This window comes from Pseudomonas sp. PDM05 (assembly GCF_014851685.1).
In the GTDB taxonomy this organism is placed as follows: domain Bacteria; phylum Pseudomonadota; class Gammaproteobacteria; order Pseudomonadales; family Pseudomonadaceae; genus Aquipseudomonas.
The window spans coordinates 276,875-302,651 of record NZ_JACVAC010000003.1; the positions used below are offsets into that span (position 1 = coordinate 276,875).

Genomic DNA, 25,777 nt, shown 5'->3' on the forward strand with positions numbered 1-25,777 from the left:
TGGGCACCCAACCCAGTCGGCGTGCCCATCTTTTCTACCACCCCACCTCCCTTCGAGGCGCTACCGCTGTTACGGGTTGACGCTGTCTTTGAGCGACTTGCCCGGCTTGAACGCAACGGTGTTGCTCGCCTTGATCTTCACTGGCTCGCCGGTCTGTGGGTTCTTGCCGGTGCGGGCGCCGCGGTGACGTTGCAGGAAGGTGCCGAAGCCAACCAGGGTGACGCTGTCCTTGCGGTGCAGGGCGCCGGTGATTTCTTCGAGAACGGCGTTGAGGACGCGGTTGGCCTGTTCTTTGGTGAGATCCGCTTTTTCAGCGATGGCGGCTGCGAGTTCTGGTTTACGCATAAATGAAGCCTCTTTGACGGTTTTTTGTTGTTATGTCCGTGCTGCTCTCTAACGGAGCAGCGCCCAAAGCGCCGCAGGCTCTACTCTGCGGCAGACGGGAGTGAGGATGGCATGCCCTAGGACGCCGCGCCAGTCTCGCGGCGACCTTTCTGGGGATAGGAACGTGCTGATTCCGACAGAACGACTGGTATTTACGCCAACAATGGCGGGAGTTCTTTGTTGAGCGCCAGTTTTTCCATCACGGCGCCACCGGTCAGCGCGTAACCCAGCAGGCGACCGCTGGCGTCGCGGCACAGCGCCTTGATGTCGGCGCCCTGGCCTTCGACACTCCATACGCCTTCGCTGCCCCGTGGCGGCGGCGAGACCACCAGCGGGCAGATCGGGGTTTTCACGGTGATCGGCATCGGCCCGTAGCTGACCGCCGTGGCATTGCCGACCAGGGTCTGGGCCAGGGCGCGGGCGCAGCTCATCAGTGGCATCACGTACAGCAGGTTCAGGCCATCGACCTCGGCGCAGTCGCCCAGGGCATAGATATTGGCGTGGGAGGTCTTGAGGTGGCGGTCCACCGTGACGCCACGATTGGTCTGCAAACCGGCGGCAGCGGCCAGGTCTACCCGTGGGCGCAGGCCGATGGCAGAGACCACCAGGTCGCAGTGGATCACTTCACCGTCCGACAGGTGCGCTTCCAGCCCATCAGCACCGCGCTGCAGGCGGTTGAGCACCGGGCCCAGGTGGAAACGCGCACCGAGCCCTTCCAGCCCGGCCTGTACCGCAGCGGCCGCAGCCGGGTGCAGCAGGGTCGGCATGACTTGCTCGCACGGGGCCACCAGTTCGACTTCGTAGCCGCCAAGGATCAGGTCGTTGGCAAACTCACAGCCAATCAGACCTGCGCCAAGCAGCAACACCCGGCGCTTGCCGGCAGCGGCGGCACGAAAGCGTGCGTAGTCTTCAAGGTCGTTGATCGGGAATATCAGCTCGGCGGCGTCGCCTTCCACCGGCACACGCACGGTCTCGGCGCCCCAGGCCAGGATCAGGTCGCGATAGGCCACCGCTTCCTCGCCGATCCACAGGCGCTTGTGGCCCGGGTCGATACCGCTGACGCGGGTGTGGGTGCGCACTTCAGCCTTGAGTTGCTCGGCCATGGCGCCGGGTTCGGCCATGCTCAGGCCATCGGCTTCCTTGTTCTTGCCAAAGCCGGTGGAGAGCATGGGCTTGGAGTAGGAACGCCCGTCATCGGCGGTGATCAGCAGCAATGGGGTCTCGCTGTCGAGCTTGCGAAACTCCCGGGCCAGGTTGTAACCGGCCAACCCTGTGCCGATGATCACGACAGGTGCGTTCATTCCTTTCTCCTTGTAGTACGTTTCTTTGCTTAAAAATTAACCGATTTCGATCATTTCGAAATCCATCTTGCCCACGCCGCAGTCAGGGCACAGCCAGTCTTCCGGGACGTCTTGCCACAGGGTGCCCGGCGCGATGCCGTCATCCGGCCAGCCGTCCTTTTCGTCGTAGATCAGGCCGCAGACTACACATTGCCACTTCTTCATTACTTGCTTCCTCAGGGTCCAGGCATCTTGGCCGACGGTCGATAGATCCAGCATTGCCGCACGGCTCAGGGCGTTTTGTACTGATCGGGGCGTGCAGATGCAAGCATGATCGACGCAAACGGCAGGGCCGGCCCGGCAAAATCCCGGGATGCCATGGTAAGCTCGCCGCCTCTTTGGCTGCCAATACTGACTCACCGTGCCGCACTCAATCGCCCTGCCCGATGCTTGCCAATGGCTGACCCAGAGCCTTCTGTCCCCCATGCCTGCGCCCCTGACCGTCAACTGGCTGTTCAACGAAGACTCGCTGACGCGCCGGCTGACGTGGCTGTCCAACGACGGTTTCAGCGTGACACCGCTGTTCGAGGGCTGGCAGCCGCTGCGTGACGACGAATGCGCCGCCCTTGAACTGGCCCCTGCCAGCGTCGGCTGGGTGCGCGAAGTGTATTTACGCGGGCACGGCCAGCCGTGGGTGTTTGCCCGCAGCGTGGCGTCGCGCAGCGCATTGCAGGGCGACGGTTTGCACATGGATGAACTGGGCAGCCGCTCGCTGGGCGAATTGCTGTTTTGCGACCAGGCGTTCACCCGCCAAGCCATCGAGGTGTGCCACTACCCGCGCCAATGGCTGCCCACCGCGGATCAGGCCGACGGGCTGTGGGGCCGTCGCTCGCGCTTCGATCGCGGCGCGCTGAGCATTCTGGTCGCGGAAATCTTCCTGCCGAACTTCTGGCACGCGTTGCACGCCCATCCGGAGAACTGCTGATGTATCAACGCCTGCTCAAGTCCCTGAACCGCTTGAACCCCAGGGCCTGGGATTTCATTCAACTGACCCGCATGGACAAGCCCATCGGCATCTACCTGCTGCTGTGGCCGACGCTGTGGGCGTTGTGGATTGCCGGCAAGGGTTCGCCGTCCTTCATCAATATCGTGATTTTCGTACTCGGCGTGGTGCTGACCCGCGCCGGCGGTTGCGTGATCAATGACTGGGCCGACCGCAAGGTCGACGGCCATGTGAAACGCACCGAGCAACGCCCGCTGGTGAGCGGCAAGATCAGTTCGAAAGAGGCGCTGGTGTTTTTCGCGGTGCTGATGGGCATCAGTTTCCTGCTGGTGTTGCTGACCAACGCCACCACCATCCTGCTGTCCCTGGGCGGCCTGGCCCTGGCGGCGAGCTACCCGTTCATGAAGCGCTATACCTATTACCCGCAGGTGGTGCTGGGCGCGGCGTTTTCCTGGGGCATGCCGATGGCGTTCACCGCCGAGACCGGCAGCCTGCCTGCCACTGCCTGGCTGCTCTACATCGCGAACCTGCTGTGGACGGTGGGTTACGACACGTATTACGCAATGACCGACCGCGATGACGACTTGAAGATCGGCGTGAAATCCACCGCCATTCTGTTCGGCGATGCCGATCGCGTGATTATCCTGACCCTGCAAGGGCTGGCGCTGGCGTGCCTGTTGCTGGCCGGGGCGCGGTTTGAGCTGGGGGGCTGGTTCCACCTGGGGCTGCTGGCCGCGGCGGGCTGTTTTGCGTGGGAGTTCTGGTACACGCGGGACAGGGATCGGATGAAGTGCTTCAAGGCGTTTTTGCACAACCACTGGGCGGGGTTGGCGATTTTTGTCGGGATTGTGTTGGATTACGGGTTTCGCTAAGTGCCATTTTTTGTAGTGACTGAGCGATCGCCTTCGCGGGCAAGCCCGCTCCCACATTTTGATCGGTGAATACATTCAAAGTGTGGGAGCGGGCTTGCCCGCGATGCTTTTAGTGGCTCCGCTGGCTCAAGGCTTGATCACATGCCACGCCCCACCCTTGCCATCACCGGTCTTGTCCCCGGCCTTCTTGTCATCCTTGTAGGTGTACACCGGCTTGCCTTTGTAAGCCCACTGACTGGTCTGGTCATCACGGGTGATCACCGTCCAGTCGCCCATCGACTTGTCAGTGGATTCAGCCATCAGTGGCGGCCAGTTCATCGCGCATTGGTCCTTGCACACTGACTTGCCGTCGGCATCCTTGTCGAAGGTGTAGAGCGTCATCCCTTTGTGATCCACCAACATCCCGTCTTTAGTCATCGCCGGGTCCATCGCGAAGGCCAGGCTCGGCAGCGCCAACGCCGCCGTTACCAACAGGGCCTTCCAGGAAACAGTACTGTAAGTCATCGGAACCTTCCTTTTGTGGTTGTCAGGATTCGGACTCAAAGCGTAGCCCACAGAGACGCAGATTGCCCAAGCGACTAAATTACTGTCACACGACTGCAATAATTCCGTTATCTAATGCGGCGCAAGACAGTTAAATGACAAGAGGATTTAGGCATGGTTGGCAGGAGCATTCTGATCGTTGACGACGAAGCGCCCATCCGCGAGATGATCGCCGTTGCGTTGGAAATGGCCGGCTACGACTGCCTGGAGGCGGAAAACTCCCAGCAGGCCCATGCCATTATCGTCGACCGCAAGCCCGACCTGATCCTGCTCGACTGGATGCTGCCCGGCACCTCCGGCATCGAATTGGCCCGCCGTCTCAAGCGTGACGAACTGACCGGGGACATCCCGATCATCATGCTCACCGCCAAGGGCGAAGAGGACAACAAGATCCAGGGCCTGGAAGTCGGCGCCGATGACTACATCACCAAGCCGTTTTCCCCACGCGAGCTGGTAGCGCGCCTGAAAGCCGTCCTGCGTCGCGCCGGGCCTACCGATGGCGAAGCGCCGATTGAAGTAGGCGGCCTGATCCTCGACCCCATCAGCCACCGCGTGACCATCGATGGCACGCCGGCCGAGATGGGCCCCACCGAATACCGCCTGCTGCAATTCTTCATGACCCACCAGGAACGCGCCTACACCCGCGGCCAGCTGCTCGATCAGGTCTGGGGCGGCAACGTGTACGTGGAGGAACGCACCGTGGACGTGCATATCCGTCGCCTGCGCAAAGCCTTGGGCGATGCCTACGAGAATCTGGTACAAACCGTGCGCGGCACGGGCTACCGGTTTTCAACCAAAGGTTGAAAGCGGCTGCAAGCTGTCAGCTGCAAGCGGCAAGTGGAAGCTAATCTGCTCTGACTTGAAGCTTGCAGCTTGAAACTTTTCACTGTCCGAAGGACCGATCGTGAACCAAAACTGGCACGGCACCCTGATCCGCCACATGCTCCTGTTGGTCACCGGCTGCCTGCTGGTCGGCCTGATCAGCGGTTATTACGGCTGGAGCCTGGCCATCGGCATCGGCCTGTACCTGGGCTGGACGCTCAAGCAATTGCTGCGCTTGCATGAATGGCTGCGCCAGCACAAACCCGACGAAGCACCGCCCGACGGCTACGGCCTGTGGGGCGAGGTGTTCGACAGCATCTACCACCTGCAACGCCGCGACCAACGGGTGCGCGGGCGCCTGCAAGCGGTGATCGACCGGGTGCAGGAGTCCACCGCCGCGCTGAAAGACGCGGTGATCATGCTCGACAGCGACGGCAACCTGGAGTGGTGGAACCGCGCCGCCGAAACCCTGCTGGGCCTCAAGACGCCCCAGGACAGCGGCCAGCCGGTGACCAACCTGGTACGCCATCCGCGCTTCAAGGAATACTTCGAGCAGGACAACTACGAAGAAGCCCTGGAAATCCCCTCGCCCACCAATGACCGCGTGCGCATCCAGCTGTACCTGACGCGCTATGGCAACAATGAACACCTGATGCTGGTCCGCGACGTGACCCGCATCCACCAGCTCGAACAGATGCGCAAGGACTTCGTCGCCAACGTCTCCCACGAACTGCGCACACCGTTGACGGTGATCTGTGGCTACCTGGAGACGCTGCTGGACAATGTCGACGAGATCAACCCGCGCTGGAGCCGGGCGCTGCAACAGATGCAGCAGCAAGGCTCACGTATGCAGACCCTGCTCAATGACCTGTTGCTGTTGGCCAAGCTGGAGGCGACCGACTACCCGTCGGACAACCAGCCGGTGGCCGTACAAACCCTGTTGCAGACCATCAAGCACGACGCCCAGGCCCTCTCCGGCCAACGCGGCCAGCAGATCACCCTGGAAGCCGACCCGTCGGTGCTGCTCAAAGGCAGCGAAGGTGAGTTGCGCAGCGCGTTTTCCAACCTGGTGTTCAACGCCGTCAAGTACACCCAGGACAAGGGCACCATCCGCATCCGCTGGTGGGCCGATGAACAAGGCGCCCACTTGAGCGTGCAGGATTCCGGCATCGGCATCGACGCCAAGCACCTGCCGCGCCTGACCGAGCGTTTCTACCGCGTCGACTCCAGCCGCAACTCCAACACCGGCGGCACCGGGCTTGGCCTGGCAATCGTCAAGCATGTGCTGCTGCGCCACCGTGCGCGCCTGGAAATCAGCAGTGTACTGGGCCATGGCAGCACGTTTACCTGCCACTTTCCGCCGGCACAGGTGACCCGCTCGCGCGTCCTCGGCACCGACGAATAACCCGAATACGCCACTGGGCTGAATGTGGGAGCGGGCTTGCTCGCGAAAGCGGTGTATCAGTCAGCACATCCTTTTCTGACAAACCGCCTTCGCGAGCAAGCCCGCTCCCACACAAGCCAGCTCCCACAGTGGATTCGCATCGCTTTCAAAGACGCATTCCAGGCCCCACCTGGCAGCAGCCACTAGGCAAGCGCCCCTCCAGCCGCTACATTGGCCGACTTGCGTCCGCGTTTGCGGGCCACCTGTTAACCCTTATTGAACACACGGAACCTGCAAAACCCCATCATGGACCCTTCCCCTGGTATCACCCTCGCTACACTCTTCGCCGACTTCGGCATGATTCTTTTTGCACTGATCCTGGTACTGCTCAACGGTTTTTTCGTTGCGGCGGAATTTGCCATGGTCAAACTGCGCTCGACCCGCGTCGAGGCCATCGCCCACACCAACGGCTGGCGCGGGCAGATCCTGCGCACCGTGCATAGCCAGCTCGACGCCTACCTGTCGGCCTGCCAGCTGGGTATCACCCTCGCCTCCCTGGGCCTGGGCTGGGTCGGCGAACCGGCGTTTGCGCATATCCTCGAGCCGCTGCTGGGCGCCGTGGGCGTCGAGTCGCCGGAAGTGATCAAGGGCGTATCGTTCTTCGCCGCGTTCTTCGTGATTTCCTACCTGCACATCGTGGTCGGCGAACTGGCGCCCAAGTCCTGGGCGATCCGCAAACCGGAGTTGTTGTCGCTGTGGACGGCGGTGCCGCTGTACCTGTTCTATTGGGCGATGTACCCGGCGATCTACCTGCTCAACGCCAGTGCCAACGCGATCCTGCGTATCGCCGGCCAAGGCGAGCCCGGCCCGCACCATGAACACCATTACAGCCGCGAAGAACTCAAGCTGATCCTGCACTCCAGCCGTGGCCAGGACCCCAGCGACCAAGGCATGCGCGTACTGGCCTCCGCGGTGGAAATGGGCGAACTGGAAGTGGTGGACTGGGCCAACTCCCGGGAAGACCTGGTGACCCTGGACTTCAATGCCCCGCTCAAGGAAATCCTCGCGCTGTTCCGTCGCCACAAATTCAGCCGCTACCCGGTGTATGACGCGGTGCGCAACGAATTCGTGGGCCTGCTGCACATCAAGGATTTGCTGCTGGAGCTGGCAGCTTTGGACCACATCCCCGAGTCGTTCAACCTGGCCGAGCTGACCCGCCCGCTGGAGCGCGTGTCGCGGCATATGCCGTTGTCGCAGCTGCTGGAGCAGTTCCGCAAAGGCGGCGCGCATTTTGCCCTGGTGGAAGAAGCCGACGGCAAGATCATCGGCTACCTGACCATGGAAGACGTGCTGGAAGTGCTGGTGGGCGACATCCAGGATGAACACCGCAAGGCCGAGCGCGGCATCCTGGCCTATCAGCCGGGCAAGCTGTTGGTGCGTGGCGACACGCCGCTGTTCAAGATTGAGCGCCTGCTGGGCATCGATCTGGACCACATCGAAGCCGAAACCCTGGCCGGCCTGATCTACGAAACCCTCAAACGGGTGCCGGAAGAAGAAGAAGTGCTGGAAGTCGAAGGCTTGCGGATCATCATCAAGAAGATGAAAGGGCCAAAGATCGTATTGGCCAAGGTCCTGCTACTGGATTGAGCCTCAGTTGCCCAACGCAAAGTTGGGCAATGCGCCCACCGGCTGGTTGAACTCATACGGGATCGACACCAGCCCCGCCTCACTGGCGCGCTGCACCACAAAATGCAGATGCGGCCCGCTGCTGTTGCCGGTATTGCCCGACAGCGCCAGCGGGCTGCCCACCGCGACCCGTTGCCCCACCCGAACGCTGACCGAACCTTGCTTGAGGTGCAGGTACACGCCCTCGGTGCCGTCATCATGGCGCACCCGCACAAAATTCCCCGACGCATCGTTGCCACGTCCGGCCTGCTGGTTCTCGGTTTTCACCACCACGCCGCTGCGCGCCGCGATGATCGGCGTGCCTTCGGGCATGGCGATGTCCATGGCGTAGCGGCTTTTGGCGTCGGTATGGCTGAAGCTGCCGTTGGGCCCTTGGCTCAGACGGAACGGCCCACCGCGCCAGGGCAGCGGGTAGCGGTAGGCTTGCGACGAGTAAGTGGGCTTGGGTCTATCGAGCACGGGCCGCTCGGGCTTGCGCTCCTGGATCACGAACGCCTGCGCCCCGGGGGTTTGCCGGTCGCTGTAAACCACGTTGCCGTTGGCATCGACGGATTTGTAGACGGTCATGGCCTGGGCCGACATGGCAACCGTGGCCAGCCCGCAGCACAACAAGCAGCGCTTGAGCATGGAGTGAACCTGCCGAGATGAAACGGCAGGCTAGCAAGGGATCATGACAACTCTGTATGCGGCAAAGCAGATCAACCGTGGGTGCGGGCTTGGTGGGAGCGGGCTTGCTCGCGAATGCGGTGGGTCAGTCGGCACATGCATCAACTGGTACACCGCATTCGCGAGCAAGCCCGCTCCCACACAAGCCCGCTCCCACAATGTTCAGGTGTCGTGCCTAAGGTTACGCACCCGGCACAAAATGCTTCTGCGCGGTGCCGCGGGCGATCAGGCGGGAGATGTAATCGAGCTTCTGCGCGTCCTGGTCGATAAACCGGAAGGTCAGTTGCAGCCAGTCGCTGTCGGGCTTGGGCTCGTGAGCGACGATGGCGTGCAGGTAGCCGTTGAGGCGTGCGACTTCGGCGTTGTCGCCTTGCTCAAGGTCGAGCACGGCGCTTTCCAATACCTGGGGCAGGACCTCACCGCGACGCACCACCAACAGCGCCTCCTTGATGCTCAGGCCCTTGATCACGCATTGCTGGGTGCCACTGGACAGGCGCAACTGGCCCTGGCCGCGCCCAGCCGCCGGCGCGGCGGCCGCGGCAGGTGCCTGCACCGGCTGGCTGTTGAGCAGGCCTCGGTTCGCCGCAGGCGCGGGGGCGGCAGCCGCAACCGGCGCCGTGCGAGCGGCTTCGGGTTTGCCGCCGGTCAGGGCGCTCAGGGAGTCGTTGCCGAAAGCCGAGTTCATCTTGGTCGGTGCGCTGGCAACCAGGGCGTCGAGGCGGCCGACCTTGTGCAGGGCCTGCTTGACCTTGTTCAGCAACTGCTCGTTGGTGAACGGCTTGCTGACATAGCCGGAAACCCCGGCCTGGATCGCCTGGACCACGTTTTCCTTGTCGCCACGGCTGGTCACCATCACGAACGGCATGGCTTTGAGATGAGGCTGTTCGCGGCACCAGGTCAACAGCTCAAGGCCGGACATCTCGGGCATTTCCCAGTCGCACAGCACCAGGTCGAACGTCTCGCGCATCAGGATGGTCTGGGCCTTCTTGCCGTTCACCGCATCTTCAAGCTTGATCCCAGGGAAGTAGTTGCGCAGGCACTTCTTCACCAGATCGCGGATAAACGAGGCGTCATCCACCACCAATACACTGACTTTACTCATCGACCCTTCATCCTATAAAAACTTCGGCACGCAAGACGCCTGACTGGTGGCATTTTGCCAAAACTCGTTAGTCACAGCAGGACTTTATTACGCCTGCCGCGCAAAAAATTCAGAAGCCACAAACGAAAACGCCCGGCCAATGGCCGGGCGTTAATTTCTCGGGCAACCTTACTTATCGTCAGATTCGCCGGGAACATTAGGGATTTGATCGGTCGAGCCTTCAACTTCAGCCTTCATGCGCTTGAGCCCCATGTGCCGTACGTCGGTGCCGCGCACCAGGTAGATCACCAGCTCCGAAATGTTGCGTGCGTGGTCGCCGATCCGCTCCAGCGAACGCAATACCCAGATAATGCTCAAGACCCGCGAGATAGAGCGCGGGTCTTCCATCATGTAGGTCGCCAGTTCACGCAGGGCGGTCTTGTATTCGCGGTCGATGATCTTGTCGTACTGGGCGACAGACAGCGCCAGCTCGGCGTCGAAACGGGCGAACGCGTCCAGTGCATCACGCACCATGTTGCGTACTTGGTCGCCAATGTGGCGCACTTCCACATAACCACGCGGCGCTTCGCCTTCTTCGCACAGCTGGATGGCACGACGGGCAATCTTGGTGGCTTCGTCGCCGATGCGCTCCAGGTCGATCACCGACTTGGAGATGCTGATGATCAAACGCAGGTCGGACGCCGCCGGCTGGCGACGGGCCAGAATGCGCAGGCATTCTTCGTCGATATTGCGTTCCATCTGGTTGATCTGGTCGTCGATCTCACGCACTTGCTGGGCCAGGCCCGAGTCGGCCTCGATCAGCGCGGTCACGGCGTCGTTGACTTGCTTCTCCACCAGACCGCCCATCGCCAGGAGGTGGCTGCGCACTTCCTCAAGCTCGGCGTTGAACTGCGCGGAGATGTGGTGGGTAAGGCCTTCCTTCGAAATCATGGTTTTGCTCCGCAAAAGCTGTAAGCCGCAAGCTACAAGCTGCAAGCTGATGTGTGTCGTTAATCAAACTGCTTTTACTTGCCGCTTGAAACTTGCGGCTTGCAGCTGCCCCAACTAGCCGTAGCGACCGGTGATGTAGTCTTCGGTCTGCTTCTTCGCCGGATTGGTGAACAGGGTATCGGTATCGCCGAATTCCACCAACTTGCCCATGTACATGAATGCGGTGTAGTCGGAAACCCGCGCCGCCTGTTGCATGTTGTGGGTCACGATGACGATGGTGAACTTGGATTTGAGCTCGTAGATCAGCTCTTCGACTTTCAGCGTCGAGATCGGGTCGAGTGCCGAGCACGGTTCGTCGAGCAGCAGCACTTCCGGCTCCACGGCGATGGTCCGTGCGATCACCAGACGTTGCTGCTGGCCGCCAGACAGGCCGAGTGCCGAATCGTGCAGGCGGTCCTTGACCTCATCCCACAGCGCAGCGCCCTTGAGGGCCCACTCAACCGCTTCGTCGAGGATGCGTTTTTTGTTGATGCCCTGGATACGCAGGCCGTAGACCACGTTTTCGTAGATGGTCTTGGGGAACGGGTTGGGCTTCTGGAACACCATGCCCACGCGACGACGCAGCTCGGCCACATCCTCGCCCTTGCGATAGATGTTGCTGCCGTAGAGGTTGATGGCGCCGTCGACGCGGCAACCGTCCACCAGGTCGTTCATGCGGTTGAAGGTGCGCAGCAGCGTGGACTTGCCGCAGCCCGACGGGCCGATGAAGGCGGTCACGCGCTGCTTGGGGATGTTCATGCTGACGTCGAACAGCGCCTGCTTCTCACCGTAGTACAGGCTCAGGCCCGGTACTTCGATGGCCACGGTTTCCTGGGCCAGGCTCAGGCTCTGCTTGTCGCGACCCAGGGCAGACATGTTGATGCCGTGGGAATGGGTTTCGTGTTGCATGGGATGCTCCCTGTGCTACCAATTCGTTGTGTTGAGCCACCTGTGGCGGCCTACTCAAAAATCTGTGTGCTACGCGGTCCAGTGTGGGAGCGGGCTTGCTCGCGAATGCGGTGTGTCAGCCAGCACATGTGTTTCTGATACACCGCATTCGCGAGCAAGCCCGCTCCCACATTGGGTCCGCGTTCACTCCAATTAGCTATCCAACGCTTTGTATTTTTCGCGCAGGTGGTTACGAATCCACACCGCCGACAAGTTCAGCGTGGCGATCACCAGCACCAGCAGCAAGGCGGTGGCGTACACCAGTGGCCGTGCCGCTTCGACGTTGGGGCTCTGGAAGCCGACGTCGTAGATATGGAAACCCAGGTGCATGATCTTCTGGTCCAGGTGCAGGTACGGGTAGTTGCCATCCAGCGGCAGCGACGGCGCCAGTTTCACTACCCCTACCAGCATCAGCGGCGCCACTTCACCGGCGGCGCGGGCCACGGCGAGGATCATGCCGGTCATCATCGCCGGGCTGGCCATCGGCAGTACGATCTTCCACAGCGTTTCCGCCTTGGTCGCGCCGAGTGCCAGGGAACCTTCACGCACGGTGCGGGGAATCCGCGCCAGGCCTTCTTCGGTGGCCACGATCACCACCGGCACCGCCAGCAGTGCCAGGGTCAGCGAGGCCCACAACAGGCCCGGCGTACCAAAGGTCGGGGCCGGCAGGGCTTCGGCGAAGAACAGGCGGTCTACCGAACCACCCAGTACATACACGAAGAAGCCCAGGCCGAACACGCCGTAGACGATGGCCGGTACGCCGGCCAGGTTGTTCACGGCGATGCGGATGATGCGGGTCAGCGCGTTCTGCTTGGCGTATTCACGCAGGTAAACCGCCGCCAGTACGCCGAACGGCGTCACGATCATCGCCATGATCAGGGTCATCATCACGGTGCCGAAGATCGCCGGGAAGATCCCGCCTTCGGTGTTGGCTTCCCGCGGGTCATCGCTGAGGAATTCCCAGACCTTGCTGAAGTAGAAGCCGATCTTGGTAAAGGTGCCCATGGCGTTCGGCTGATAGGCATGCACCACTTTGCCGATGCCGATCTCGACTTCCTTGCCGTTGCCATCACGGGCGGTCAGCGCGTCACGGTTGAACTGGGTATGCAGGTCGGCCAGGCGCGCTTCGATGTCTTGGTAGCGGGCATTCAGCTCGGCGCGGTCGGCAGCCATGTCGGCCTGGGCGGCAGCATCAAGCTTGCCTTCCAGTTCCAGCTTGCGACCGTGCAGGCGGATGCGTTCCAGACCGGCGTTGATCGCGCCGATGTCGGTTTTTTCCAGGCTCTTGAGCTGGGCAGCCAACTTGTTCACGCGGTCAACGCGGGCTTGCAACTCCGGCCACGCAGCCTCGCCTTCGGCGATGATCTTGCCATCTTGCTTGACGTTGACCAGGGTGCCGTAGAAGTTACCCCACTCACGGCGCTCGATGGCCATCAGCTCGACCGGCTTGGTCTGGTCCTTGAGCCACTCGCCGACGATCCAGGTGAAGTCGTTGCCGTTCAAGTCCCGGTTGCCGACCTTGATCAGCTCGCGGGTCATGAATTCCGGGCCTTGTTCCGGCACGGGCAGGCCAGCGCTTTTGAGGCGCTCGCGCGGCACTTCTTCTTTCTGCACCACTTCGCCGATGACGATGTGGTTTGCCTGGCCCGGTACGCTGTAGTTGGCCTGGATCAGGTCAGCCGGCCAGAAGTGGCCCAAACCACGCACCGCAATCACAGCCAGCAAACCAATGGTCATGATGACCGCGATGGACACCGCGCCACCGCTGATCCAGACGCCTGGGGCGCCGCTCTTGAACCATCCATTCAGGGAGTTCTGTTTCACAGACTTCTACCTTTCTTAAAGCGACGAGTATTTCTTGCGCAGACGCTGACGGATCAGCTCGGCGAGGGTGTTCATGATGAAGGTGAATAGCAGCAGCACCAGCGCCGAGAGGAACAGCACGCGGTAGTGACTGCCGCCCACTTCCGACTCGGGCATTTCCACCGCGACGTTCGCCGCCAGCGTGCGCAGGCCTTCGAACAGGTTCATCTCCATCACCGGGGTGTTCCCGGTGGCCATCAGCACGATCATGGTCTCGCCGACGGCGCGGCCCATGCCGATCATCAGGGCCGAGAAGATGCCCGGGCTGGCGGTCAGGATCACTACGCGGGTCATGGTCTGCCACGGCGTGGCACCCAGGGCCAGCGAGCCCAGGGTCAGGCCACGCGGTACGCTGAACACGGCGTCTTCGGCGATGGAATAGATGTTCGGGATCACCGCGAAACCCATGGCCAGGCCGACTACCAGGGCGTTGCGCTGGTCGTAGGTGATGCCCAGGTCGTGGGAGATCCACATGCGCATGTCGCCGCCGAAGAACCAGGTTTCCAGGTACGGGCTCATGTACAGCGAGAGCCAGCCCACGAACAGGATCACCGGGATCAGGATCGCGCTTTCCCAGCCATCGGGAACGCGCAGGCGGATCGACTCAGGCAAGCGGCTGAAGATGAAGCCGGCCACCAGGATGCCAATCGGCAGCAGCATCAACAGGCTGAAAATCCCCGGCAGATGCCCTTCGACATACGGCGCCAGGAACAGGCCGGCGAAGAAGCCGAGGATCACCGTCGGCATCGCTTCCATCAGTTCGATCACCGGCTTGACCTTGCGGCGCAGGCTCGGGGCCATGAAGTAAGCGGTGTAGATCGCCGCGGCGACAGCCAGTGGCGCGGCCAGCAACATGGCGTAGAACGCCGCCTTCAGCGTACCGAAGGTCAGTGGCGCCAGGCTCATCTTGGGTTCGAAGTCGGTGTTGGCGGCGGTCGATTGCCAGACGTATTTAGGCTCGTCGTAGTTCTCGTACCAGACTTTGCTCCACAACGCGCTCCACGAAACTTCCGGGTGCGGGTTGTCCAGCGCCAGCGGTTGCAGCTTGCCACCGGCTTCCACGATCACGCGGTTGGCCCGTGGCGACAAGCCGAACACGCCCTGGGCGTCGACCACTTGATCCACCAGCAAGGTGCGGTGAGCGGTGCTGTGGAACACACCGAACTTGCCGGAAGCATCCAGGGCGGTGAAGCCTTTGCGACGTTCTTCGGCGGTGATTTCAACAACCGGCGCCGTGCCCATCTGGAAGGTGCGGATCTGCTTCAGACGCTGCTCGCCATCCGGGTCGCGGGCCATGAACCACTGGGCCAGGCCGCCCTTTGAGTTACCGACGATCAGCGAGATACCGCCAACCAGCTGGGTGCTGGCGGTGATTTCGGCGGTGCCATCTTCCAACAATTTGTAGCGACCGTTGAGGCTCTTGTCGCGCAGGCTGAACACATCGGCCAGGGCGCGACCGTTGATCACGTACAGCCACTGTTGCCGTGGGTCGATGAAGATCGCCTTCACCGGCTCGGTCATTTGCGGCAGCTCGATACGCTTCTGCTCGCTGGTGACTTCGCCGGTCATCATGTTTTCTTCGCGGCTCAGGGACAGCACGTTCAGGTGCGAACCGGCGGAACCGGCGACCACCAGGGACGAATCCGTAGCGTTGAGCGCAACGTGCTCCAGTGGGCGACCGGCGTCATCCAGGACGATCGGCGTTTCACCGTAGGGGTATTCAATCGCAGGCGTAATCGTCTTCTTGCCGTCCGGGTAGGACACCTTATAGGTGTGGCGGAATACCAGGGACTGGCCATTGGACAAACCAAGGATCACCAGTGGGCTGCCCGGTTGGTCTTCACCAATGGAAGCAACGCTTGTACCGGCTGGCAGCGGCAGGTCGACACGCTTGAGTTCGGCGCCGTTTTCGACATTGAAGAACAGTGCCTGGCCCTTGTCGGAAACCCGCATGGCGACCTGGTTCTGCTCTTCGAGGGAGATCATCAACGGTTTGCCGGCGTCCTGCATCCAGGCGGGCGTCAAGGCGTCTTCCTTGGTCAGCGAGGCGCCCTGGAACAACGGCGCGACCACGTAGGCGAGGAAGAAGAAGATCAGGGTGATAGCGCCGAGGACGGCGAGGCCGCCGATCAACACGTACCAACGGGTCAGGCGATCTTTGAGCGCGCGAATGCGGCGCTTGCGTTGCAGCTCAGGCGTATTGAAATCAATGCGCTTGGGAGGAGAAGTCGTCGTCATGGTGGAATTGGCCAGATCATTCATGCGCACACCCTAGCGATCCTGTATGACAGAAAGATGACAATGCAGTGACGCAAGAAATCCGCCGCGTAGCAGAGCTGGCAGCGGACTGAAAATTAGGAGGTGTAGACCGGTTTGCTTCTGTGGGAGCGGGCTTGCTCGCGAAGGCGGCGTGTCATTCAACACAGTGGCGACTGATACACCGCCTTCGCGAGCAAGCCCGCTCCCACAGGGCCCGCTGCTACACCAGGTATTGCAGGCTTACTTGGCGCCTTCTTTCAAACCCAGGTCAGCCAGGGCCTTGGCGGCAACTTTGGCTGGCAGTGGGATGTAGCCGTCTTTCACGACAACTTCCTGGCCCTGTTTGGACAGCACCAGTTTCACGAACTCGGCTTCCAGCGGAGCCAGAGGCTTGTTCGGGGCTTTGTTGACGTAAACGTAGAGGAAACGCGACAGCGGGTATTTGCCGTTCAGGGCGTTTTCTTCGCTGTCTTCGATGAAGTCAGTGCTGCCTTTTTTAGCCAGGGCAACGGTCTTCACGCTTGCAGTCTTGTAGCCGATGCCCGAGTAACCGATGCCGTTCAGCGAGGAGCTGATCGACTGCACGACCGAAGCCGAGCCTGGTTGTTCGTTCACGTTTGGCTTGTAGTCGCCTTTGCACAGGGCTTCTTCTTTGAAGTAGCCGTAAGTGCCGGATACCGAGTTACGACCGAACAGTTGCACTGGCTTGTTGGCCAGGTCGCCAGTCACACCCAGGTCGCCCCAGGTTTTTACGTCAGCTTTGCCGCCGCACAGACGAGTCGAGGAGAAGATCGCGTCGACTTGTTCCATGGTCAGGTGCTGAATCGGGTTGTCCTTGTGTACGAATACAGCCAGGGCGTCCACGGCAACCGGAATAGCGGTTGGCTTGTAGCCGTACTTCTGCTCGAAGGCAGCCAGTTCGGTGTCCTTCATCTTGCGGCTCATCGGGCCCAGGTTGGAGGTGCCTTCAGTCAACGCAGGTGGCGCGGTGGCGGAGCCAGCGGCCTGAATCTGGATGTTTACGTTCGGGTATTCTTTTTTGTAGGACTCAGCCCACAGGGTCATCAGGTTGGCCAGGGTGTCAGAACCAACGCTGGACAAGTTGCCCGACACACCGGTGGTCTTGGTGTAGCTCGGGATAGCTGGGTCAACAGCGGCGAATGCGTTAGCAGTCGCAACGCCAGCAGCGACAAATGTCATAGCCGCCATCAAACGCTTCAGTTTCATGCCTTACTCCTAGCAGATAGGGATAGTTGGATCGGGGCCAAGTATCGGTAGGCCGTGTGAACACTCTATGTCTGGAATATGACAATTAGATGAAAGGCCAGTATTGGCTTTAAACGCGGCTAAACGGGGAAAGGTCGAGAATACGGGGGGTTGGGCAACAACGGGGGTGGTTCAGAAATACTCTGTAATGTGATCGTTCCTACATTGCATAGGAACGATCACTCTCAAGCGCTTAGCGGGAACGCTTCCACAGATACCCACCCACCAACATCCCCATCACACACAGCACGGCGACATAGTAGGCAGGGCCCATCGGGCTTTCCTTCATCAGCAACGACACCGCCAGCGGCGTCAGGCCGCCAAAGATGGCGTAGGCGACGTTGTAGGAAAACGACAAGCCGCTGAAGCGCACCACGGGTGGGAAGGCTTTCACCATCACGTAAGGCACTACGCCGATGGTGCCGACGAACAAACCGGTCAGGGCGTACAGCGGGAACAGCCAGTCCGGATGCTGGAAGAGGCTGTGGTACAGGGTCCACGAGCTGCCCAGCAACAACAGGCAACCGGCGACCAGCACACGGCCAGCGCCGAAACGGTCGGCCAGGGCACCGGAGAGGATGCAGCCCAGGCTCAAGGTGACGATGGCCAGGCTGTTGGCTTGCAGGGCGACGGTCGGCGCGAAGTGGTAGACGGTCTGCAGCACGGTCGGGGTCATCAGGATGACCACGACGATACCGGCCGACAGCAGCCAGGTCAGCAGCATCGACAGCACGATGGCACCACGATGGTCACGCAAAACCGCCCGCAGCGGCAGTTCGGCGGCCAGGGTCTTGCGTTGCTGCATCTCGGCGAAGATCGGCGTTTCATGCAGCCAGCGACGCAGGTACACCGACAACAGGCCGAACACACCGCCAAGCAGGAACGGGATGCGCCAGGCGAAATCCGAAACCTCTACCGGGGTGTACAGGGTGTTGATGGCTGTCGCCACCAGCGAACCCAGCAGAATGCCGGCGGTGAGGCCGCTGGTCAGGGTGCCGCAGGCATAACCGACGTGGCGCGGCGGTACATGTTCGGAGACGAACACCCAGGCGCCCGGTACTTCGCCGCCAATCGCCGCGCCCTGGATCACGCGCATCAGCAGCAACAGGATCGGCGCCCACAGGCCGATCTGCGCGTAGGTCGGCAGCAGGCCCATGATCAGGGTCGGCACGGCCATCATGAAGATACTCAGGGTGAACATCTTCTTGCGACCCAGCAGGTCGCCGAAGTGCGCCATGATGATGCCGCCCAGTGGGCGTGCCAGGTAGCCGGCGGCAAAGATGCCGAAGGTCTGCATCATGCGCAGCCATTCAGGCATATCGACGGGGAAAAAGAGTTTTCCGACCACGGTGGCGAAAAACACGAAAATAATGAAATCATAAAATTCCAGCGCCCCGCCCAAGGCAGACAGCGACAGGGTTTTATAGTCGTTGCGGGTCAGCGGGCGCGAAGGTTGCGCACTGCTTGCGGGCACGGAGGACATGGCAAGGCTTCTCTTATTAGTCAGAACGGCAGATCCGAGGTGCTGGCTGAGCCAGGACGGTTGGGCACGATAGCAAATCGCTTGCAAAAGCACACCAGAAGCACAGTTGTCGGAAAAAGCCGCAATACAGCGGCGAATTGCCGACCAAATCAGCCATAGACGGTCGTCGCGGCGCGAGGCTCCCGATATACTCGGCCCTTGCACGCGCCAGACCCGCAGTCTTGAGAGGCATCCTCGGCATGATCGAACTCGAACAAGAAGACCCCATCCCGCAAGGCGATCTCGCCCTGCAAATCACCGCGCTTCCCCGTGAAACCAACGGCTTTGGCGATATTTTCGGCGGCTGGCTGGTCGCGCAGATGGACCTCGCCGGCACGGCGATGGCCAGCAAGGTCGCAGGTGGCCGTGTCGCCACCGTGGCCATCGACCGCATGGCGTTCCTGGTGCCGGTCGCCGTGGGCGCACAACTGTCCTTTTATACCCAGGCCCTGGAAATCGGTCGCAGCTCGATCCAGATGATGGTCGAAGTGTGGAGCGACGACCCGCTGTCCAGCGAATGGCGCAAGGTCACCGAGGCGGTATTCGTGTTCGTCGCCATCGACGGCAGTGGCCGCACGCGCTCGGTTCCATCGCGCGCCCGTTAAACCTCGCGGGGTTTTGACGGTCAATTGCCCCATTGCCTGCCATTTGAGAGCGCTGTTATGCCTACGCCCCACGTTGAAACCGTGAAACTGGATGAGCTGGACTGCTGGCGCATCCGCCACAACGGCGCTGAATTGATGGTGGCCCAACAGGGCGCGCATATCTTCAGTTACAAGCGTGATGGCGAGCAGCCGCTGATCTGGCCGAACCCGCAAGCGGTGTTCAAGCAAGGCAAAGGCATCCGCACCGGCGTGCCGGTGTGCTGGCCGTGGTTTGGCGTGTTTGAGCGCAACCCGCAGAGCGTCAAGGCGATGCGCCAGAGCGAGCAGCCGGCCGGCGCCCATGGTTTTGCGCGCACTGCGTTGTGGGAATTGGCCACGACCGAGCTTGAAGGCGACGCCCTGCGTATCGACCTGGTCTTGCCTGTGCCGGCGGGCGGCTTCCCCGGCTGGCCCCACCAGGTCGAGCTGACCTTGAGCCTGCTGCTGGACGAACAACTGCATATCCGCATGACCAGCCACAACCGTGGTACCGACACCGTGACCCTGAGCCAGGCGCTGCACACTTATTTCGCCGTGAGCGATGTGCGTAACGTGCACGTCGAAGGGTTGGACGCAACGGCCTATATCGACACCGCCGACGGCTGGACGACCAAACGACAGAGCGGGCTGCTGCACTTCAACGCCGAGACCGATCGCATCTATCTGGATACGCCGGCGCAGTTGAACATTGTCGACCAGGATTGGCAGCGCCGCATCCAGCTCACCAGCCAGGGCTCGAAATCCACCGTGATCTGGAACCCGTGGACCGAACGCGCCAAGGCGTTTGATGACATGGCCGATGACGGCTGGACGGGCATGTTGTGCATCGAGACGGCGAATGTGCTGGATGATGTGATTGAGTTGGCACCCGGCCAGAGCCACACCCTGGGCGTGAGCATCACAGGTCTCGACCTGTAAGCGCTGATCAAAATGTGGGAGCGGGCTTGTGTGGGAGCGGGCTTGCTCGCGAAGACGGTGTATCAGACACAAATATTTCGACTGAACCACCGCATTCGCGAGCAAGCCCGCTCCCACATTAGATCTTCGCCAGGCGTTAGAGATCCGACTCCTTTACCACCCTCACCTTGCCAGCATCCAGCGCATACGCTGCATCCGCCAGGTCATTGTTGACCTTCTCCACCTTCAACGTGCCCGTCACCCACAGCGGCGTGTAGATGTCATCCAGCTTCAGCCCCTTGGGATAACGCACCAGCACCAGTTGGTTCGGCGGCGGTGGCGGCACGTGGATGCAGGCGCCCGGGTACGGCACCAGGAAGAACAGCGTGCTGCGGCCCTTGGCGTCGGTTTCCAGCGGCACCGGGTAGCCGCCGATGCGGATGTTCTTGCCGTTCATGGCGGCCACGGTCTTGGTCGAATACATCACCGCCGGCAAGCCTTTGCTCTGCTTCAAGCCACCTTTGTCGGTAAAGGTGCCCTGGGCTTCGGGGGAGTTGTGGTCGATCTCGGGCATGGCTTCGAGGGCTTTCTGGTCCGACAGCGGCATCAGGTCGAGCCAATCGGTTTCCGGCAGTTCACCGGCGTGGGCCAGGCCGGAGCCGAGCAAGAGGAGAGTCAACAAAAGACGGCGCATGGAGAGGCTCGACAAGTACAGGTGGCGAGCATTCTAGCCCTCTGCGCCTGCGCAGCGCAGAGGGCTTTGTCGCTTAGATCATTTCTTTTTGATCAGACCGTAGATCACCAGCAGGATGATCGCGCCAACCAGTGCACCAATGAAGCCCGCGCCCTGGCCTGCCTGGTAGATACCCAGCGCCTGGCCACCATAGGTCGCGGCAAGGGAGCCGGCGATACCCAGCAGGATGGTCATGATCCAGCCCATGCTGTCGTCGCCAGGCTTGAGGAAACGCGCGAGCAGACCGACGATCAAGCCGATAAAGATGGTTCCGATGATACCCATGGCATTTCCCTCTGAATGTAGGTGAGCTATGCCAAAGCCTAGACAGGCTTTGGCATCCTGCAATCAGAGAGACGACGGTCAACAATGGTTCCCGTCGGACTTGGCTTATTGCTCGGCGATCAGCGCTTCAACCTTGAGGATCTGCGCTTCCAGCGTCGCGCGGTCCTTGCAGCGCAGGTTGGCATGGCCGACCTTGCGCCCGGCCTTGAAGGCCTTGCCGTAGTGATGCAAGTGGCAGTCGTCGATAGCGATGACTTTTTCCACCGGCGGTACCACGCCGATGAAGTTGAGCATTGCGCTCTCGCCAACCTTGGCCGTGGAACCCAACGGCAAGCCCGCCACCGCCCGCAGGTGGTTTTCGAACTGGCTGCACTCGGCGCCTTCGGTGGTCCAGTGCCCGGAGTTGTGCACCCGCGGCGCGATTTCGTTGGCCTTGAGGCCACCGTCGACTTCAAAGAACTCGAACGCCATCACCCCAACGTAATCCAGCTGCTTGAGCACGCGGCTGGAATAGTCTTCGGCCAGGGCCTGCAACGGGTGATCGGTGCTGGCCACGGACAGCTTGAGGATGCCGCTGTCGTGGGTGTTGTGCACCAACGGGTAGAAGCGGGTTTCGCCATCACGGGCACGCACGGCGATCAGCGAGACTTCGCCGGTGAACGGCACGAAGCCTTCCAGCAGGCAGGCGACGCTGCCCAGTTCGGCGAAGGTGTCGACCACATCAGCGGCAGTGCGCAGGACTTTCTGGCCCTTGCCGTCGTAACCCAGGGTGCGGGTTTTCAGCACGGCCGGCAGGCCGATGCTGGCGACGGCGGCGTCCAGGTCCGCCTGGGACTGGATGTCGGCGAAGGCCGGGGTCGGAATGCCCAGGTCCTTGAACATGCTTTTTTCGAACCAGCGGTCGCGAGCGATGCGCAAGGCTTCGGCGCTCGGGTACACCGGCACGAACTGCGACAGGAAGGCCACGGTCTCGGCCGGGACGCTTTCGAACTCGAAGGTCACCAGGTCGACTTCGTCGGCCAGTTGACGCAGGTGGTCCGGGTCGCTGTAGTCAGCGCGCAGGTGTTCACCCAGGGCCGCCGCACAAGCGTCCGGCGCCGGGTCCAGGAAAGCGAAGTTCATCCCCAGCGGGGTTCCCGCCAGGGCCAGCATGCGACCCAGTTGGCCGCCACCGATTACACCGATTTTCATCGTCAACAACCTCAGGCGATGCGTGGGTCTGGATTGTCCAGCACGCTGTCTGTCTGCTCAGCACGGAATTTTTTCAGCACCGCGTGGAACTGCGGGTGCTTGGCGCCCAGGATGCTGGCGGACAGCAACGCGGCGTTGATCGCACCGGCCTTGCCGATCGCCAGGGTCGCCACCGGGATGCCGGCCGGCATCTGCACGATGGACAACAGCGAATCCACGCCCGAGAGCATCGCCGACTGCACCGGCACGCCAAGAACCGGCAGGTGGGTCTTGGCCGCACACATGCCTGGCAGGTGCGCTGCACCGCCGGCACCGGCGATGATCACCTCGATGCCACGGGATTCTGCTTCATCGGCATACTGGAACAGCAAATCCGGGGTGCGGTGGGCAGAGACCACTTTCACTTCATACGGAATGCCGAGTTTTTCCAGCATATCGGCGGTGTGGCTAAGGGTGGACCAATCGGACTTGGAGCCCATGATCACGCCAACCAATGCACTCATCGTCGTGCCTCTTCTCTCTGGGCGCCCGCAGGCGCGTCAAAAAACAACAAGCCACGCGGGAAATCCGGCGTGGCTTGGTGTGCGAATTAAGGCCGGTTGGACCGGCCGAAGGCCGCGCAGTATACCGTAATAATCCAGATAAACAGCCCCTTGGATGACCATCTGTCTAGCGGGGCAAAGCGGCGGTTTTATTGACTTTCAGGTCAGCGAACACAACACACATTCCCCATGGGAACTGGGTCAATGTGGGAGCTGGCTTGCCTGCGATAGCAATGGTGAATTCACTACAGCTATCGCAGGCAAGCCAGCTCCCACATTGATCTTCAGCGCACTCAAGCGCCCTGCGCCGCCCCACCCTCCAACTTGCGCCACAACAACCGCACGTTGGCCTTGCGTACCAATGCACAGCGATACAAACGAATCTCCAGCGGCACATGCCATTGCGGGCCACCGCACACCACCAGCTCACCGCGCGCCAATTCGGCACGCACGCTCAGTTGCGGCACCCAGGCGATGCCCAGCCCTTCCAGCGCCATGCTCTTGAGGCTGTCGGCCATCGCCGTTTCGTACACCGTGGTAAAGCGCAACGCGCGCTGACGCAGCAGCAGATGTACCGAACGGCCAAGGAACGCACCGGCGCTGTAGGCCAGGAGCGGCACGCTGCCCTCACCTTCCAGGTCGAACAACGGCTTGCCATCGGCATCGGCCGCGCACACCGGGAGCATTTCGGTGTTGCCCAGGTGCAGTGAGGGGAAAATTTCCGCGTCCATCTGCATCGCCGCGTCCGGATCGTAGAACGCCAGCATCAAGTCGCAACCGCCTTCGCGCAGGGCGTGTACGGCATCGCCGACGTTGGTGGCGACCAGCCGCGTGGCGATGTTCAGGCCTTCGTTACGCAGCTGTGCGATCCAGCGCGGGAAAAAGCCCAGTGCCAGGGAGTGGGCTGCCGCCACTTGCATGACCTCGCCCTGCCCGCCTTCCAGGTGGTGCAAATGGCGCAGTACTTCACCGAGCTGTTCGACCACGGTGCGCGCGGTCACCAGGAACAACTGCCCCGCCGCCGTCAGTTCGACTGGCGTACGCGAGCGATTGACCAGGGTCAGGCCCAACGCCGCCTCAAGGCTGCGGATGCGTCGGCTGAACGCTGGCTGGGTAACAAAGCGCCGCTCCGCCGCCTGGGAAAAGCTGCGGGTGGCGGCCAGGGCGCTGAAGTCTTCCAGCCATTTGCTCTCAAGGTTCATCACTTACTCCCACGGGTACGCACCATTTTGGTACACACGCCCGCCATGATAGCCGGGTCACACCTGCATTATGCCGTTTATGCATAGCCCAGTGCTGAACAGCATTGGCCCAAAAACACACACAAGCCTAGCATTCGCAGCGTTCCGGCCAGTTCCGGGTCCATATCGAGATGATTTCCGTCATGTCCTCCGCTGCATCTTTCCGTACCGAAAAAGACCTGCTTGGCGTACTTGAAGTACCGGCTCAAGCGTATTACGGCATCCAGACCCTGCGAGCGGTGAACAACTTCCGCCTCTCGGGCGTTCCGATTTCGCATTACCCGAAATTGGTGGTCGGTCTGGCAATGGTCAAGCAAGCGGCGGCAGACGCCAACCGCGAGCTGGGTCAGCTCAGTGAAGCCAAGCACGCTGCCATCAGCGAAGCCTGTGCCCGTCTGATCCGCGGCGATTTCCACGAAGAGTTCGTGGTGGACATGATTCAAGGCGGCGCTGGCACTTCAACCAACATGAATGCCAACGAAGTCATCGCCAACATCGCGCTGGAGGCCATGGGTCACCAGAAGGGCGAATATCAATACCTGCACCCCAACAACGACGTGAACATGGCGCAGTCGACCAACGACGCCTACCCGACCGCGATCCGCCTGGGTCTGCTGCTGGGCCATGACGCGCTGCTGGCCAGCCTCGACAGCCTGATCCAGGCGTTCGCCGCCAAGGGCGTCGAATTCAGCCACGTGCTGAAAATGGGCCGCACCCAATTGCAAGACGCCGTGCCGATGACCCTCGGCCAGGAATTCCGCGCCTTCGCCACCACCCTCGGTGAAGACCTGGCCCGCCTGAAAACCCTGGCGCCAGAGCTGTTGACCGAAGTGAACCTGGGCGGCACCGCCATCGGTACCGGCATCAACGCCGACCCGCGCTATCAGGCCCTGGCCGTACAACGCCTGGCCGTGATCAGCGGCCAGCCGGTGGTACCGGCCGCCGACCTGATCGAAGCCACCTCCGACATGGGCGCTTTCGTGCTGTTCTCCGGCATGCTCAAGCGTACCGCGGTGAAACTGTCGAAGATCTGCAACGACCTGCGCCTGCTGTCCAGCGGCCCACGCACCGGGATCAACGAGATCAACCTGCCAGCGCGCCAGCCAGGCAGCTCGATCATGCCAGGCAAGGTCAACCCGGTAATTCCGGAAGCCGTCAACCAGGTGGCGTTCCAAGTGATCGGCAACGACCTGGCGCTGACCATGGCAGCCGAAGGCGGCCAACTGCAGCTGAACGTGATGGAGCCGCTGATCGCCTTCAAGATCTTCGACTCGATCCGCCTGCTGCAACGCGCCATGGACATGCTGCGCGAGCACTGCATCACCGGCATCACTGCCAACGAAGCCCGCTGCCGCGAACTGGTGGAGCACTCCATCGGCCTGGTTACCGCGCTGAACCCGTACATCGGCTATGAAAACGCCACCCGTATCGCCCGTATCGCCCTCGAAAGCGGCCGTGGCGTGCTGGAACTGGTGCGCGAAGAAGGCTTGCTCGACGACGCCATGCTCGACGACATCCTGCGCCCCGAAAACATGATTGCCCCACGCTTGGTCCCGCTGAAGGCCTAAGCGTTTGTTGCACCGCTCACCAGGTTGAGGGACTAGACACCTCTCACCTTTTGAGGGCCTGAAGGCTCGTTCTTCAGGCCCTTTTTTTTGCCTCAAGGTTGTGAAAT

At 61.5% G+C, this 25,777-nt stretch carries 25 protein-coding genes; 8 read left to right on the top strand and 17 right to left on the bottom strand.

The annotated features are described in order from the left end of the window. Window positions 1–69 precede the first annotated feature (69 nt). The 3 genes from IB241_RS08845 to IB241_RS08855 form a co-directional block, all read right to left on the bottom strand. Window positions 70–345, bottom strand: coding sequence for an HU family DNA-binding protein (locus IB241_RS08845; protein WP_003213368.1), 276 nt, complete (start codon window positions 343–345; stop codon window positions 70–72). 191 nt (window positions 346–536) lie between these two features. Beyond that, complete coding sequence (locus IB241_RS08850; protein WP_192298043.1) at window positions 537–1,685, bottom strand: NAD(P)/FAD-dependent oxidoreductase; 1,149 nt, start codon at window positions 1,683–1,685, stop codon at window positions 537–539. Window positions 1,686–1,721: 36 nt separating this feature from the next. After that, entirely contained in the window at window positions 1,722–1,889 is a 168-nt protein-coding gene (locus IB241_RS08855) for a rubredoxin (RefSeq protein WP_003213373.1), read from the bottom strand. Between the two features lie 196 nt (window positions 1,890–2,085). Here IB241_RS08855 and IB241_RS08860 point away from each other — a divergent pair, with 196 nt between their 5' ends. Continuing rightward, window positions 2,086–2,649, top strand: a complete 564-nt coding sequence (locus tag IB241_RS08860) for a chorismate--pyruvate lyase family protein (protein WP_192298044.1) — start codon at window positions 2,086–2,088, stop codon at window positions 2,647–2,649. Next, window positions 2,649–3,539, top strand: a complete 891-nt coding sequence (gene ubiA / locus IB241_RS08865; RefSeq protein ID WP_192298045.1) for a 4-hydroxybenzoate octaprenyltransferase — start codon at window positions 2,649–2,651, stop codon at window positions 3,537–3,539. The genes IB241_RS08860 and ubiA overlap by 1 nt, the downstream gene beginning before the upstream one ends. A 126-nt stretch (window positions 3,540–3,665) precedes the next feature. On the opposite strand, the gene IB241_RS08870 is transcribed toward ubiA, so the two are convergent. Beyond that, a complete protein-coding gene (locus tag IB241_RS08870) occupies window positions 3,666–4,043 on the bottom strand; it encodes a hypothetical protein (protein ID WP_192298046.1) in 378 nt (125 codons plus the stop codon). Between the two features lie 153 nt (window positions 4,044–4,196). Between IB241_RS08870 and phoB the strand changes: the two genes are divergently transcribed. From phoB to IB241_RS08885, 3 genes are all read left to right on the top strand, one after another. Beyond that, window positions 4,197–4,886: a phosphate regulon transcriptional regulator PhoB gene (gene phoB / locus IB241_RS08875; RefSeq protein ID WP_003231714.1), complete on the top strand. Its 690-nt coding sequence runs from the start codon at window positions 4,197–4,199 to the stop codon at window positions 4,884–4,886. Window positions 4,887–5,022: 136 nt separating this feature from the next. Further along, window positions 5,023–6,309, top strand: a complete 1,287-nt coding sequence (phoR, locus tag IB241_RS08880) for a phosphate regulon sensor histidine kinase PhoR (RefSeq protein WP_263864814.1) — start codon at window positions 5,023–5,025, stop codon at window positions 6,307–6,309. A gap of 285 nt (window positions 6,310–6,594) precedes the next feature. Next, window positions 6,595–7,935 (top strand): hemolysin family protein, encoded by a 1,341-nt coding sequence (locus tag IB241_RS08885; protein WP_192298048.1) that lies wholly within the window; start codon window positions 6,595–6,597, stop codon window positions 7,933–7,935. Window positions 7,936–7,938: 3 nt separating this feature from the next. On the opposite strand, the gene IB241_RS08890 is transcribed toward IB241_RS08885, so the two are convergent. From IB241_RS08890 to IB241_RS08925, 8 genes are all read right to left on the bottom strand, one after another. Further along, the gene (locus IB241_RS08890) at window positions 7,939–8,601 is read right to left on the bottom strand and encodes a M23 family metallopeptidase (RefSeq protein WP_192298049.1); all 663 of its coding nucleotides are present in this window, start codon (window positions 8,599–8,601) and stop codon (window positions 7,939–7,941) included. A gap of 220 nt (window positions 8,602–8,821) precedes the next feature. Beyond that, window positions 8,822–9,742 (bottom strand): response regulator, encoded by a 921-nt coding sequence (locus tag IB241_RS08895; RefSeq protein ID WP_192298050.1) that lies wholly within the window; start codon window positions 9,740–9,742, stop codon window positions 8,822–8,824. Window positions 9,743–9,910: 168 nt separating this feature from the next. Then, complete coding sequence (gene phoU / locus IB241_RS08900) at window positions 9,911–10,672, bottom strand: phosphate signaling complex protein PhoU (protein WP_192298051.1); 762 nt, start codon at window positions 10,670–10,672, stop codon at window positions 9,911–9,913. A gap of 114 nt (window positions 10,673–10,786) precedes the next feature. Continuing rightward, window positions 10,787–11,620, bottom strand: a complete 834-nt coding sequence (gene pstB, locus IB241_RS08905) for a phosphate ABC transporter ATP-binding protein PstB (RefSeq protein WP_192298052.1) — start codon at window positions 11,618–11,620, stop codon at window positions 10,787–10,789. Between the two features lie 192 nt (window positions 11,621–11,812). Continuing rightward, a complete protein-coding gene (gene pstA, locus IB241_RS08910; protein ID WP_192298053.1) occupies window positions 11,813–13,483 on the bottom strand; it encodes a phosphate ABC transporter permease PstA in 1,671 nt (556 codons plus the stop codon). Between the two features lie 15 nt (window positions 13,484–13,498). Continuing rightward, complete coding sequence (locus tag IB241_RS08915; RefSeq protein WP_192298247.1) at window positions 13,499–15,532, bottom strand: ABC transporter permease subunit; 2,034 nt, start codon at window positions 15,530–15,532, stop codon at window positions 13,499–13,501. A 489-nt stretch (window positions 15,533–16,021) separates the two neighbouring features. Further along, the gene (locus IB241_RS08920; RefSeq protein ID WP_192298054.1) at window positions 16,022–17,008 is read right to left on the bottom strand and encodes a phosphate ABC transporter substrate-binding protein PstS; all 987 of its coding nucleotides are present in this window, start codon (window positions 17,006–17,008) and stop codon (window positions 16,022–16,024) included. Window positions 17,009–17,240: 232 nt separating this feature from the next. Continuing rightward, window positions 17,241–18,530 carry an MFS transporter gene (locus IB241_RS08925; protein WP_192298055.1) on the bottom strand — a complete coding sequence of 430 codons (1,290 nt, stop codon included), beginning with the start codon at window positions 18,528–18,530 and terminating at the stop codon, window positions 17,241–17,243. A 239-nt stretch (window positions 18,531–18,769) separates the two neighbouring features. Here IB241_RS08925 and IB241_RS08930 point away from each other — a divergent pair, with 239 nt between their 5' ends. Together IB241_RS08930 and IB241_RS08935 are read left to right on the top strand one after the other, a co-directional pair. After that, window positions 18,770–19,174 (top strand): acyl-CoA thioesterase, encoded by a 405-nt coding sequence (locus IB241_RS08930; protein WP_003176975.1) that lies wholly within the window; start codon window positions 18,770–18,772, stop codon window positions 19,172–19,174. A gap of 57 nt (window positions 19,175–19,231) precedes the next feature. Further along, window positions 19,232–20,131, top strand: a complete 900-nt coding sequence (locus tag IB241_RS08935) for a D-hexose-6-phosphate mutarotase (RefSeq protein WP_192298056.1) — start codon at window positions 19,232–19,234, stop codon at window positions 20,129–20,131. A gap of 136 nt (window positions 20,132–20,267) precedes the next feature. On the opposite strand, the gene IB241_RS08940 is transcribed toward IB241_RS08935, so the two are convergent. From IB241_RS08940 to IB241_RS08960, 5 genes are all read right to left on the bottom strand, one after another. Continuing rightward, a complete protein-coding gene (locus IB241_RS08940; RefSeq protein ID WP_050784921.1) occupies window positions 20,268–20,804 on the bottom strand; it encodes a DUF3299 domain-containing protein in 537 nt (178 codons plus the stop codon). Between the two features lie 78 nt (window positions 20,805–20,882). Beyond that, window positions 20,883–21,128 (bottom strand): GlsB/YeaQ/YmgE family stress response membrane protein, encoded by a 246-nt coding sequence (locus IB241_RS08945; RefSeq protein ID WP_016978642.1) that lies wholly within the window; start codon window positions 21,126–21,128, stop codon window positions 20,883–20,885. A gap of 105 nt (window positions 21,129–21,233) precedes the next feature. Continuing rightward, window positions 21,234–22,319: a 5-(carboxyamino)imidazole ribonucleotide synthase gene (locus IB241_RS08950; protein WP_192298057.1), complete on the bottom strand. Its 1,086-nt coding sequence runs from the start codon at window positions 22,317–22,319 to the stop codon at window positions 21,234–21,236. An 11-nt stretch (window positions 22,320–22,330) separates the two neighbouring features. Then, entirely contained in the window at window positions 22,331–22,822 is a 492-nt protein-coding gene (gene purE, locus IB241_RS08955) for a 5-(carboxyamino)imidazole ribonucleotide mutase (RefSeq protein ID WP_003176980.1), read from the bottom strand. Between the two features lie 332 nt (window positions 22,823–23,154). Then, window positions 23,155–24,063, bottom strand: coding sequence for a LysR substrate-binding domain-containing protein (locus tag IB241_RS08960; RefSeq protein ID WP_192298058.1), 909 nt, complete (start codon window positions 24,061–24,063; stop codon window positions 23,155–23,157). A 182-nt stretch (window positions 24,064–24,245) separates the two neighbouring features. Here IB241_RS08960 and aspA point away from each other — a divergent pair, with 182 nt between their 5' ends. Then, entirely contained in the window at window positions 24,246–25,670 is a 1,425-nt protein-coding gene (gene aspA, locus IB241_RS08965; RefSeq protein WP_192298059.1) for an aspartate ammonia-lyase, read from the top strand. The last annotated feature ends 107 nt before the right edge of the window (window positions 25,671–25,777 follow it).

What these genes read in the sequence shown, in the direction of transcription:
- IB241_RS08915 (WP_192298247.1), bottom strand. Translation starts at nt 15,532, where the DNA reads ATGCAGGACGCCGGCAAACCGTTGATGATCTCCCTCGAAGAGCAGAAC.
- IB241_RS08950 (WP_192298057.1), bottom strand. Translation starts at nt 22,319, where the DNA reads ATGAAAATCGGTGTAATCGGTGGCGGCCAACTGGGTCGCATGCTGGCC.
- IB241_RS08845 (WP_003213368.1), bottom strand. Translation starts at nt 345, where the DNA reads ATGCGTAAACCAGAACTCGCAGCCGCCATCGCTGAAAAAGCGGATCTC.
- IB241_RS08895 (WP_192298050.1), bottom strand. Translation starts at nt 9,742, where the DNA reads ATGAGTAAAGTCAGTGTATTGGTGGTGGATGACGCCTCGTTTATCCGC.
- phoB (WP_003231714.1), top strand. Translation starts at nt 4,197, where the DNA reads ATGGTTGGCAGGAGCATTCTGATCGTTGACGACGAAGCGCCCATCCGC.
- IB241_RS08920 (WP_192298054.1), bottom strand. Translation starts at nt 17,008, where the DNA reads ATGAAACTGAAGCGTTTGATGGCGGCTATGACATTTGTCGCTGCTGGC.
- IB241_RS08940 (WP_050784921.1), bottom strand. Translation starts at nt 20,804, where the DNA reads ATGCGCCGTCTTTTGTTGACTCTCCTCTTGCTCGGCTCCGGCCTGGCC.
- IB241_RS08925 (WP_192298055.1), bottom strand. Translation starts at nt 18,530, where the DNA reads ATGTCCTCCGTGCCCGCAAGCAGTGCGCAACCTTCGCGCCCGCTGACC.
- IB241_RS08960 (WP_192298058.1), bottom strand. Translation starts at nt 24,063, where the DNA reads ATGAACCTTGAGAGCAAATGGCTGGAAGACTTCAGCGCCCTGGCCGCC.
- purE (WP_003176980.1), bottom strand. Translation starts at nt 22,822, where the DNA reads ATGAGTGCATTGGTTGGCGTGATCATGGGCTCCAAGTCCGATTGGTCC.
- phoR (WP_263864814.1), top strand. Translation starts at nt 5,023, where the DNA reads ATGCTCCTGTTGGTCACCGGCTGCCTGCTGGTCGGCCTGATCAGCGGT.
- phoU (WP_192298051.1), bottom strand. Translation starts at nt 10,672, where the DNA reads ATGATTTCGAAGGAAGGCCTTACCCACCACATCTCCGCGCAGTTCAAC.
- IB241_RS08945 (WP_016978642.1), bottom strand. Translation starts at nt 21,128, where the DNA reads ATGGGTATCATCGGAACCATCTTTATCGGCTTGATCGTCGGTCTGCTC.
- IB241_RS08870 (WP_192298046.1), bottom strand. Translation starts at nt 4,043, where the DNA reads ATGACTTACAGTACTGTTTCCTGGAAGGCCCTGTTGGTAACGGCGGCG.
- IB241_RS08855 (WP_003213373.1), bottom strand. Translation starts at nt 1,889, where the DNA reads ATGAAGAAGTGGCAATGTGTAGTCTGCGGCCTGATCTACGACGAAAAG.
- IB241_RS08885 (WP_192298048.1), top strand. Translation starts at nt 6,595, where the DNA reads ATGGACCCTTCCCCTGGTATCACCCTCGCTACACTCTTCGCCGACTTC.
- ubiA (WP_192298045.1), top strand. Translation starts at nt 2,649, where the DNA reads ATGTATCAACGCCTGCTCAAGTCCCTGAACCGCTTGAACCCCAGGGCC.
- IB241_RS08930 (WP_003176975.1), top strand. Translation starts at nt 18,770, where the DNA reads ATGATCGAACTCGAACAAGAAGACCCCATCCCGCAAGGCGATCTCGCC.
- IB241_RS08850 (WP_192298043.1), bottom strand. Translation starts at nt 1,685, where the DNA reads ATGAACGCACCTGTCGTGATCATCGGCACAGGGTTGGCCGGTTACAAC.
- aspA (WP_192298059.1), top strand. Translation starts at nt 24,246, where the DNA reads ATGTCCTCCGCTGCATCTTTCCGTACCGAAAAAGACCTGCTTGGCGTA.
- IB241_RS08890 (WP_192298049.1), bottom strand. Translation starts at nt 8,601, where the DNA reads ATGCTCAAGCGCTGCTTGTTGTGCTGCGGGCTGGCCACGGTTGCCATG.
- IB241_RS08935 (WP_192298056.1), top strand. Translation starts at nt 19,232, where the DNA reads ATGCCTACGCCCCACGTTGAAACCGTGAAACTGGATGAGCTGGACTGC.
- pstB (WP_192298052.1), bottom strand. Translation starts at nt 11,620, where the DNA reads ATGCAACACGAAACCCATTCCCACGGCATCAACATGTCTGCCCTGGGT.